Raw genomic sequence first — 11,359 nt, forward strand, 5'->3', positions numbered from 1 at the left:
AAATGCTTAGATGGTAGGATATAGAAGTGACTTGTCAGAGTGACGGGTTAAAATTTAGTAGAGAGAAGAGATTTTAGGTATGCTCAAGAATATTTGTGCCGGTCTGATGAGTGCCGCTTTGCTTACGGGCGGTTTGACTACTTATGCGGGGGCAGAGCCTGCGCATGTGCCAACTTTGGCGGATATGTCCGTGCAGGTGAAGGAACCGACTGTGCAGGAACAGCGGCTGGCTCAGGAAACGGGCAAGGCTGTAGCTTCTGCGCCGATGGCACCTGTGGCAGAAAGTCAGCCGGCATCGGCAACGACAGCTGTTGCTGAGGTAAAGAAAGTGGAACCTGCAGCGGCGGATCCTGAGAAGAAGTCTTTGGAAAGAAAGATTTCCATTAATTTGGCAGCGCGTTCTTTGGCCTTGCTTGAAGGTACAGAAAAAATTCGTCTGTATCCCATTGGCCCCGGTACGCCGTATACACCGACTCCGGTAGGCTATTACAAGATTCAGTCCAAAGATGTGAATCCCTCTTGGACCAGTCCGTCTACAGGGAAGACGATTCCTTCCGGTCCGGATTGTCCATTGGGCTATCGTTGGATGCAGATTCAGGGAAATTATGGTATCCATGGTACCAATAATCCGGACTCCATTGGCCATTATGTGTCCAACGGTTGCATTCGTATGCACGAGAAAGATGTAGAAGCGTTGTTCGATTTGGTAAAAATCGGGACGCCTGTAGAAATCACCTACAACCGCGTAGTGGTGGAGAAGATGGCTGACAATACGGTTGTTTATTACATTTATCCGGACGGTTATGGCTGGCAGAAATTGTCGGTAGAAGATGTCAATAAATGGCTGGCAGGTTATGGTGTAGCAAATTTTGTCAGCAATGAGGACATTGAACAGAAAATCAATGCTTCTGATGGTGAGCCCACTTATGTGGCCAAAGTTTATCCGCTTTATGTCAACGGCGAGAAGATGAAAAACAAGGCCGTAGAGCAGAATGGTGTGATGTACTTGCCGGCTATTGATTTGGCTGATGCTGTCCATGTGGATTTGGGCTGGAATGACAAGACGAAGAAACTGATCAGCACATTAGGTTCAGCTGATGGCGTGGATAAAAAAGATGTTCTCTATTGCAAATTGGCTGATGCTAAGACCTTATTTAAGCTGGAAGGTGCTGTAGAGAAGAATAATTTCGTCATGAAGCTTGTACCGGATGAAAAGAAGGCCAATGTGGATAACCGAGCAGAAACGATTGATGCGGCACAGAAAATTGACCATAAGACTGAGCCTGTTAAGGATAGTAAGATCGTGGTGGCTGAGCAGGAAATCGGACAGGTTAAAACCAATAATAAGGTGAAGAAATAAGTTTTTTTAGCATAACAACATAGGGAGGAATTCGCTTGAGCCAGCGTTTTGTAATTTTGGATGGCAGCAGCTTGATGTATCGTGCCTTTTACGCTCTGCCACCTCTGACGGATTCCCAGGGTCGGCCGACCAATGCGATTTTTGGTTTTTCCAATATGCTCACGAAGCTGCTTACGGAATTACAGCCGGATAAACTGGTCATTGCCTTTGACAAGGGCAAAACCACTTTTCGTACGGAACGGTATGCCGATTACAAGGGAACCCGGGACAAAACACCGGAAGAGCTCCTCGCCCAGATTCCGCTGCTGCATGAATTTGCAGCAGCTTTTGGTATCTCATTTATCGAAAAGGAACGCTATGAGGCCGATGACATTATCGGGACTTTAGCGACAAAGGCGGCGGGAGCAGGTCACGCGGTTATGGTGGTCACGGGGGACCGTGACGCCTTGCAGCTTGTGCGGCCAAATCTGAAGGTGTTATTGACCAAGAAGGGCATTTCGGAATTAAAGGAATACGATGAAGCGGCTTTTACCGAGGAATATGGTTTTGCACCCATTAAGCTTATCGACTTGAAGGGTCTGATGGGGGATACTTCCGATAATATCCCCGGTGTGCCGGGCGTAGGGCCCAAGACAGCCAGCAAACTGTTGCTTGAATATGGTTCGCTGGAGGAAGTCTTAAATCATATTGAGAACATCTCCGGCAAGAAACTCAAGGAACGTCTGACCGAAAACAGGGAGCAGGCCATTCTCTCGAAGGAACTGGCGACTATCGAATGTCAGGTGCCGGATATGGAACTGGATTGGCCGAGTTATAGTATCACGCCCGACCATCAGCGGATGCAGGCCTTCTGTGACAGCTATGAGCTTAAAGCGGTCTGGAAAAATTTTGTAAAGATTTACGGTGAAGGTGAAATTCTGCTGGATTTTTCTGCGCCTGCGGCTGTCGAAGCTGATCTGTCTTATGATACCTGGGATAAAGCTGCTGTAGAAAAAGAACTGAAAGCGGCAGAATGTATTGCCGTCAGTGGCGTATTTACGGGCAAGGCACCGTTTGCTAAGCTCACGGGCGCAGCGGTTTGTGCACTCCCGGCTAAAAAGCTGGGCTTTATTACCGATAGTGAAGGCCTGTCGGTGTTACAGAAGTTGATGTCCGAAAAGCCTGTTGCAGTAAAGGGCTTAAAGGCTTATTATCAGGCAGGTGTGGCCGCGGCCGACAGCTTCTTTGATATTGACCTAGCCGCTTATCTGTTAGCACCTGAAGCCAGCAAGTATGAGCTGGATAGATTGGTGCAGGAATATCTGCCCAGCCTGCAAAAGCCGGAAGGTTTGACTGGTGAACAGGCAGAGTCTGTTTGGGCGGCTTATGCATTGGCCAGCCTGCAGCCCGTATTAGCGGCTAAGCTTGCTGAATTGAAGCTGGAAAAACTCTATGCCGACATTGAGTTGCCTTTGGTCGAAGTTTTGGCGGCTATGGAGCAGAATGGCATTTATATCAATCGTGAGGAACTGGATAAGAAGGGGGCAGAACTTGACGCTCGCTTAAAGAACCTGCAGGAAGATATCTATGTGCTGGCGGGCACAGAGTTTAACATCAACTCGCCCAAGCAGCTGGGCGAAGTGTTCTTTGAACGGCTGGAACTGCCGCCGGTGAAGAAGACCAAGACCGGTTATTCCACCAATGCGGAGGTGCTTGAAACCCTGCGGGATAAACATCCTGTGGTGGAACAGGTGCTGCAGTACCGTACACTGAGTAAATTAAAATCCACTTACATTGATGGTATGCGGGATTTGATTGGCGAAGAAGGCCGCATTTATACCAGCTTCAATCAGACGGTCACGGCTACGGGCAGGTTATCCAGCTCGGACCCGAACCTGCAGAATATTCCTGTGCGTACAGAGGAAGGCAGAACCATCCGTGCACTCTTTGAGCCGGGTGAAGGCTATGACTGTCTGCTTTCGGCAGATTATTCCCAGATTGAACTGCGCATTTTGGCGCATGTGTCGCAGGATGAGCTGTTCATGGATGCCTTTAAGAAGGAGCAGGACATTCATGCCCGTACGGCTTCTGAGGTCTTTGGTGTGCCCTTGGAACAGGTCAGCAGCGAACTGCGCCGACATGCCAAGGCGGTTAACTTCGGCATCGTCTATGGGATCAGTGACTTTGGTCTGGCAAAAGACCTCCATATCGCCCGCAAAGATGCCAAAAGCTATATCGACAATTATTTTGCCCGCTATACAGGGGTAAAACAGTTTATTGATGATACGGTGGAACAGGCGCATAAAGATGGCTTTGTCAAAACCATCTTTGACCGGCGCCGGGAACTGCCCGCAATCAACAGCCGTAACTTTATGCAGCGCTCACTGGCTGAACGCATGGCGATGAATACGCCTATTCAGGGCGCGGCGGCGGATATCATCAAGCTGGCCATGATTGCGGTGTATCATAAATTGCAGGCAGCCGGCGTCAAGAGCCGGATTCTCGTGCAGGTACACGATGAACTGGTGCTCGAAGTGGTGGACAGCGAGCGTGAGCAGGTGCAGGCTATCCTCAAGGAAACTATGGAAAACATTGTGAAACTTTCCGTGCCGCTGCTTATTGATATGCACGCAGGGAAGAACTGGGCGGAGGCGAAGTAAAATGCCGGAAATGCCGGAAGTAGAAATCATCCGCCGCTATTTGGATACGCAGGTGGCGGGAAAAACGATCATGAATTTGGATATCTGCCTGCCCCGCATGATTAAATGGCCCAATGTGGAAGGCTTCCGCGCATTGGTTACAGGCAGAACCATCAAGGCCATGAACCGCCGGGGCAAGTATTTGCTCATGGAGCTGGATAATGACAGCAAGGTGGTCTTTCATCTGCGTATGACGGGGCGGTTGGTCTATGAACCCACGGGTGATACCAGCGACCATCATGCACGGGTGATATTCCATTTCCAGGATGGCGCCAGTCTCGTCTATGGTGATACCCGCACCTTGGGCACGATTCATGGCCTTAAGCCGCAGGAATCAGGGATGCTGAAAGGACTGGCTGGAATGGGGCCGGAACCACTGTCGGCAGAATTTACGGCAGAATATCTCTATAAGACAGCTAAGCAGCGGAAAGTGGCGATAAAGTCCTTCCTGCTCAATCAGAAATACATTGGCGGCATTGGCAATATCTATGCGGATGAAGCCTTGTTTTTGGCGGGGATTCATCCCCTGCGCCCGGCTAATTCCTTGACGCAGACAGAATGCGGCAGATTATGGGAAAGTGTGAATAAGGTAATTGCCGATGGGATTGCCGATGGCGGTACGACCTTCCGCGATTATCAAAATGGTGAAGGCGGTAAGGGCAGCCATCAGGAACATCTCTATGTCTACGGGCGCAAGGGCGAGCAGTGCCGCAATTGCGGCGCGGTTATTGAGCGCATAACTGTAGGCGGGCGAGGTACGCATTTTTGCCCGAAGTGTCAGGAGGGTGAATGATGGCACGGATTATTGGCCTCACCGGAGGCATTGCCAGCGGCAAGAGTACCATGGCCAAATTCTTTCGGGAAAAGGGGGCAGCGGTCTTAAATGTGGATGCCATTGCCCATCATCTGTCCAAGCCCAAACGCGCGCTCTATAAGATTTATGTGCAGCATTTTGGTGAGGAGATTCTGCAACCAGATGGCACGCTTGACCGCCGGGCGATTGGCCGCAAGGTCTTTGCCGATGAAACGGAGCGGCAGTGGCTTAATGACCATACACACCCCATTTTAGCGCACGTTATGCGACAACAGATAGCCTGTATGCAGAAGAAAAATTTTCCGTTGATTATCCTCGATGTGCCATTGCTCTTTGAAGCCGGATGGGATAAAATGACAGAAGAGAATTGTCTGGTATTTGTCGATGAGGCTACCCAGCTTGCTCGCCTGATGCAGCGCAATGGATATACGGAAGAGGAGGCTCGTGGGCGCATTGCTGCCCAGATGCCGCTTAGTGAGAAGAAAAAACGGGCAGATACCTTTATTGATAATAGTGGCAGTCTGGAGGAGAGTTTCCTGCAGGCGGAAAAACTTTGGAAGGAGTGGACCCATGCAGGGATTTCGTGACAGGGTCCAGCAGAATCGGCGTATTCAGCGACGCATGGCAACCTGCTTTTGCGTTGCTTTATTTATTTTACTGATAAGTGTTAGTGCGTTTTTTGTACTGCAATTTGAGCCGGTACAGCGGAAGTATTTTTATGTATATCCGTATCATGATACGGTGATGAAATATGCGGAAATCTATCATGTGGACAGCAATCTGACTGCGGCAGTTATAAAAAGCGAGAGTAAGTTTAAGCATACGGCCCTGTCTCACCGAGGGGCTGTTGGACTTATGCAGTTGATGCCGGATACGGCGGAATGGATTGCCGGACAGATTGGCGATAAGAGCTACAGTTTGGAAAATCTCCACGAGCCGGATCGGAATATCCGCTATGGCACATGGTATCTGGCAGAATTGCAGCGGGAATTTAAGGGCAATGATGTGCTGGCTTTAGCGGCCTATAATGCAGGTCGTGGCAATGTGAAGAACTGGATGGAGGAAAAAGACTGGAATTATTCCTTCCATGATATTGATGCGATTCCGTTTAAGGAAACGCGGGAATATGTAAGACAGGTTATTGGTGATCGCAAGAAGTACCGGGAGCTTTATCCTGAGTAAAAAGAAAGGCAGTTTATGCAGAAGTACCGTATTGTTCCGCAACAAGAGAATATGTTTTGGCAGCTGGTGCAGGGGATGACTTTGGATGAAGAGGATAAGACTCTGTTAAAGAATGCTGTAATTCGTCATGTGGAAGTCAGTGTCAAAGAGAGCCTTTGGGAAATTGCCCTGACGAGTCAGACTTTGATTCCCGATGTGCTTTTGCAGAGGGCGGCGGAACAGATTAAGGGCAAGTGTAATCTGCAGCAGGTTATCTTTTATCAGGATATCCTGGATATTGAAGATGGTATCAGCAAGATCTGGCCGCAACTCGTAACAGTGGTGGCGGAAGATAATCCGACCGTCTTTCAGCTTTTGAAGCGCTCGAAGTACGTGGTGGACGGCAGCAAGCTCACCATCAAAGTTCCTGGTGAGCTCGGCGGCGAAATCATGCGGGCCCATGGGGTGATGCAGATGATGAGCCATACCATCAAGGATATGTTGGGCTATCGCTGTCCAGTGCTCTGTGAGGCCAGTGATGAAGTCTTGCAGAATCTCTCTGTGGACGACAGTTTCGATACGCCGGAATATCAGGCGGCTTTGCGTAAGGAACGCATGGCAGAAACGCGCAGTGAACATCAGGCTGCGCCTGCACCAGCAGCAAAATCGGCCAAAGCAGAAACCAAGCCCAAGGCGGCACCTGCCCCCAAACGGGAAGATTTTTCTCGTCCTGTGGTGGTACAAAGTGCGGGCAATACCATCTTTGGCCGCAATATTATGGGCGAACGCCAGCTGATTGCCGATTTGGATGGGGAAACCAAGAGCGTTATTCTGGAAGGCTTTATCGGCGAAGGTGCCGGTTCCGGTCTCAAGACCATCGAATTCAAGACCGGTACCAAGATGCTGGCGTTCTGCCTGTCGGATGAATCGGACGGCATTGCCTGCAAGAAGTTCTTTAAGCCCGGTAAGGGCCGCAATGGTCAGGAAGAAGACTTCGACGAAATCATGGGCAAACTCAAGGAGGGCATGGCTGTCCGCATCAGGGGGTCCGTGCGCTTTGATACCTACATGAACGAGTATGTGGTCTTTGTAGATTCTTTAGCCAAGAAGGAAATGAAGAAGCGCGAGGATAATGCCGAGGTCAAACGCGTGGAGCTGCATGCTCATACGACAATGAGCGATATGGATGCCGTAGTATCCGTAAAAGACCTCATCAAAACCGCTGATAGCTGGGGCTGGCCGGCTATTGCCATCACCGACCATGGTGTGGTGCAGGCTTATCCGGATGCGGCCAAGACTGCAGAGAAACTCAATATCAAGATTATCTATGGCATGGAAGGATACCTTACGGGAGAGGATTACACGCAGAAACGGGCCAACCATATTATTTTCCTGGCGAAGAACCCCAACGGCTTGCGTAATCTCTATCAAATGGTGTCATTATCCCATGTAAAATACTTCTATAAAAACCGACCGCGTTTGCCCAAGAATATCATTCAGGAATATCGGGATGGCATTATCATTGGCTCGGCTTGTGAAGCGGGCGAACTTATCCGGGCAATTGTGGAAGGGCAGAGTGAGGAGCAGCTCATTGAGATTGCGTCTTTCTATGACTATCTGGAAATCCAGCCCATCCACAACAATGACTTCTTGAAACGGGAAGAAAAATTCCCCAACATCAACACGGATGAAGACTTAATCAACATCAATCTCAAGGTAGCGGAACTGGCGAAAAAGCTGGACAAAATGCTCGTGGCCACCTGTGATGTACATTTTCTCAATCCGGAAGACAGCATTTACCGAGCAATTATCATGAAGGGCAAGGGGTTCAAGGATGCTGATTTCCAGCCGCCCCTTTACCTGCGCACGACCGAGGAAATGTTGGCCGAGTTTTCCTATTTGGGCGAGGAAGCGGCCTATGAAGCTGTGGTGACCAATCCCCGGAAGATAAACGATATGATTGAGAAGTTCAAGCCCATTCCGGACGATTTGTATTCGCCGATGATTCCCGGTGCGGACGAGGAAATTGAATCCATGTCCTACAACCGCGCAAAATCCATGTACGGCGAAAACCTGCCGGAAATCGTGGAGGCGCGTCTGCAGCAGGAACTCAAGCCGATTATCGGCCACGGTTTCTCGGTGCTCTATCTTATCGCCCAGCGCCTTGTGAAAAAATCCAACGACGACGGCTATCTGGTAGGTTCCCGTGGTTCCGTAGGTTCGTCCTTTATCGCTACCATGACGGGCATTACCGAGGTTAATCCGCTGCCACCGCATTGGCGCTGCCCGCATTGCCAGTACAGTAAGTTCATCACCGATGGTTCCTACGGCTGCGGCTATGACTTGCCGGATATGGAATGTCCGGTTTGCGGCACGCCGTTGATTAAGGACGGCCACGATATTCCGTTCGCCGTATTCCTGGGCTTCGATGGCGATAAGGTTCCCGATATCGATTTGAACTTCTCCGGTACCTATCAGCCGGTAGCGCATAAGTACACGGAAATCCTCTTTGGCAAGGACAACGTATACCGCGCCGGTTCCATTCAAACCGTGGCGGATAAGACGGCTTTTGGCTATGTGAAAAAATACTTCGAAGAAAAGGGGATAAAGAAACATATCTCTTATATCGACAGGCTGGCTCATGGCTGTATGGGCGTGAAATCCACAACCGGCCAGCACCCTGCCGGCATCATGGTTGTGCCCCGCGATATGGACGTGCATTTCTTTACGCCCATTCAGCACCCCGCCAACGATATGAACTGCGGTACGATTACCACCCATTTCGATTACCATTCTATCAGCAGCCGTCTGGTTAAGCTTGATATTCTGGGCCACGATGACCCGACGGTAATCAAGATGCTGGAGGACTTGACCTGCCGTGACCCGAAAACCATTCCCTTTGATGATGTGGCTACGATGTCGCTGTTTAACTGTACAGATGCACTGGGACTCACACCTGAGGAACTGGGGGCAACTTCGGGAACCTTCGGCATTCCGGAATTTCGTACGCCGTTTACGCGACAGATGATTGACGATACCAATCCGGACGTGTTCTCGGATTTGGTGCGTATTTCCGGTTTCTCCCATGGTACGGACGTGTGGCTGGGCAATGCCCAGGACCTTATCCGCAGCGGTCAGTGTACCATCAAGAATGCCATCTCTGCCCGTGACGATATTATGATGTATCTGATTCATCACGGCATTGACCCGCTGCTGTCCTTTAAGACCATGGAAAAAGTGCGTAAGGGCAAGGGCATTGACCCGGATGTTGTCAAAAAACTGCAGGACGGCGATATTCCCCAGTGGTATATTGACTCCTGTCAAAAAATCAAATACCTGTTTCCGCGTGCCCATGCTACAGCTTATGTTATGATGGCCTATCGCATTGCCTTCTGTAAAGTGCATTATCCGCTGGCTTACTATGCGGCGTATTTCTCCATTCGCGCCGACGAATTTGACGCCAACGTTATTGCTAAGGGGCAGGAATATGTGGGGCAGCAGATTCACGAACTCGAAGCGATTTCCAAGGAGAAGAAATTGGATGCCAAGCAGAATGCGACGCTGATTGTACTGCAGCTGGCGTGGGAAATGTATCTGCGTGGCTACGACTGCGAGAATGTAGATATCTATACTTCTGATGCAGAAAAATTCATCATCCACGAAAAATCCCTGCTGCCGCCTTTGGCAAGTCTGGGAGGCATGGGAACCAAAGCGTCCCAAAGCATCGTGGAAGCCCGCAAGGACGGCATTTTCACCAGTATCGAAGATTTGCGCCGCCGTACAGGTATTTCCAAAACCAATATCGAAATCCTGCGTGACCATGGCTGTCTTGACGGCATGGGCGAATCCGACCAGATTGCGCTTTTTGGCTAATTCGTGCAATAAAGTATAATTCTAAGTTTATAAACCCGGTAAAACTTGTTGTGAGAAAAGTTTTACCGGTTTTTTGTTATATGCAAATCTTTAATAGGGAACTAAGAAAGAGTTAACCATTCATTAAGATTATAGTGATATAATCATTTGCATAAATTATTAAGAGGAGTGGGGAATTTTGTTAAGCAGCAAGACAAGTAAGGTCTTGGCAGTTTTTACAGCAGCAGCAACTACTGCGGCTTTTGCGTCCTGGCTGGCAGAGGATGCGGATATCCTTGCTGAGCAGGATAAAGGGGCGCAGATTTTAGTGGATGATGAAGGGCGAGAGTATACATTGACGCAGAATGAAGATGGCTCAGAAACTGCGGCTTATGAGGATGGCCGTTCTGTAACCATCAAACGGGAGGAGAATGGTAGTTTGCGTTTTTTACATGGCTCTGAGGGGTTGATTGCCGGACTGGCTGCCGGGTATTATATGTTTCACGGGCTGAGTGGCGGTGAGGGCGGACGTTATAGCGCAGTACAGGGACGCTTTATCCCCCATGGGCCGGTGGTTCCTATGAAGGAAAAAGAGGATCCAAGGAATACAGGATATCGCAGTGGCAGCAGTTTCAGCAGTTCCTCACGGAGTAATACGAGTAAGGTCAGAACATCGTTTGGCAGCAAGAGCAGCAGTTCGGCAAAATCTTCCAGCAGTTCCGGGGCGAAAAGTGGTTTTGGTTCTGCCGGAGCGAGAAGTTCGGCATCTTAAAATTATGATGGGCAGGTGAAGGCAGTGTGTGCAACTCCCTGTGCCGTGATTGAGGAAAGAAAACGATAAATGAGGAGATGATTATCATACGCTTTTTTTTATTAGCGGTTGCTCTTATAGGAAGTATGTGGATTTTGAATGATTATGGTGTTTTTCAGAGGTTGGATGAATGCTTTTGGGAAAAAAGCAGGTTTATCGCTGCTGAAGACCAGGCGTTACAAATCGAGCTGCCAGTGGAAATGCATTATCTGGCTGATTCTGATGAAGGATATATCGTAAGCCAGGCAGAAGGGGACCATATATTTGTTGATTTACATATTGAGAATCTGTATTTGCCAGAAGACAGAAAAAAATATATGCAGGAAGAACCGCATAAACGGATTTATCGCCCCCGCCAGAAGACGCCTTCCTCTTAGGTGGGAGATGAATGGCGGTAGATTGAGCGGGTTCGATGCCCGCTCAATCTACAAAACAACGTAGATAGTCTTGCCAACTGTTTTCTTTTGCCATATAATATGTATATAGTAAGAAAGGAGGTGTAACAAGATGTATCTAACTCAATCGAATGTAATCCGAAAACTCTCCAAGGAAGAGTATGCTATGCTCAGGGAGATGTGCCAGTACAGCAATAACCTGTACAATGTGGCTCTCTACAACATCAGGCAATACTATTTCAAGGAGAAGAAGTTCCTCAATTACGAGGAGAATTACCATGCCTGCAA

The 11,359-nt window shown here is 49.1% G+C and carries 8 protein-coding genes; all 8 read left to right on the top strand.

The features are described 5' to 3' along the window. Positions 1-79 precede the first annotated feature (79 nt). A complete protein-coding gene (locus tag G598_RS0109210; protein ID WP_026766728.1) occupies positions 80-1,360 on the top strand; it encodes a L,D-transpeptidase family protein in 1,281 nt (426 codons plus the stop codon). 35 nt (positions 1,361-1,395) lie between these two features. Then, positions 1,396-3,999: a DNA polymerase I gene (polA, locus tag G598_RS0109215; RefSeq protein ID WP_026766729.1), complete on the top strand. Its 2,604-nt coding sequence runs from the start codon at positions 1,396-1,398 to the stop codon at positions 3,997-3,999. 1 nt (position 4,000) lies between these two features. Continuing rightward, positions 4,001-4,831 (top strand): DNA-formamidopyrimidine glycosylase, encoded by an 831-nt coding sequence (gene mutM, locus G598_RS0109220; protein WP_026766730.1) that lies wholly within the window; start codon positions 4,001-4,003, stop codon positions 4,829-4,831. Beyond that, a complete protein-coding gene (gene coaE / locus G598_RS0109225) occupies positions 4,828-5,439 on the top strand; it encodes a dephospho-CoA kinase (RefSeq protein WP_026766731.1) in 612 nt (203 codons plus the stop codon). Before mutM ends, coaE begins: the two co-directional genes overlap by 4 nt. Next, positions 5,423-6,034, top strand: coding sequence for a lytic transglycosylase domain-containing protein (locus G598_RS0109230; RefSeq protein WP_026766732.1), 612 nt, complete (start codon positions 5,423-5,425; stop codon positions 6,032-6,034). The genes coaE and G598_RS0109230 overlap by 17 nt, the downstream gene beginning before the upstream one ends. A 15-nt stretch (positions 6,035-6,049) precedes the next feature. Beyond that, complete coding sequence (locus G598_RS0109235) at positions 6,050-9,886, top strand: PolC-type DNA polymerase III (protein ID WP_026766733.1); 3,837 nt, start codon at positions 6,050-6,052, stop codon at positions 9,884-9,886. Positions 9,887-10,064: 178 nt separating this feature from the next. Beyond that, positions 10,065-10,637, top strand: a complete 573-nt coding sequence (locus G598_RS17555; RefSeq protein ID WP_051180135.1) for a hypothetical protein — start codon at positions 10,065-10,067, stop codon at positions 10,635-10,637. Positions 10,638-10,714: 77 nt separating this feature from the next. Next, on the top strand, positions 10,715-11,053 hold the full coding sequence (locus G598_RS0109245) for a hypothetical protein (RefSeq protein WP_157833309.1): 339 nt from the start codon (positions 10,715-10,717) through the stop codon (positions 11,051-11,053). Positions 11,054-11,359: the final 306 nt, after the last annotated feature.

Source organism: Selenomonas ruminantium subsp. ruminantium ATCC 12561, from assembly GCF_000424065.1.
GTDB lineage: Bacteria > Bacillota > Negativicutes > Selenomonadales > Selenomonadaceae > Selenomonas_A > Selenomonas_A ruminantium.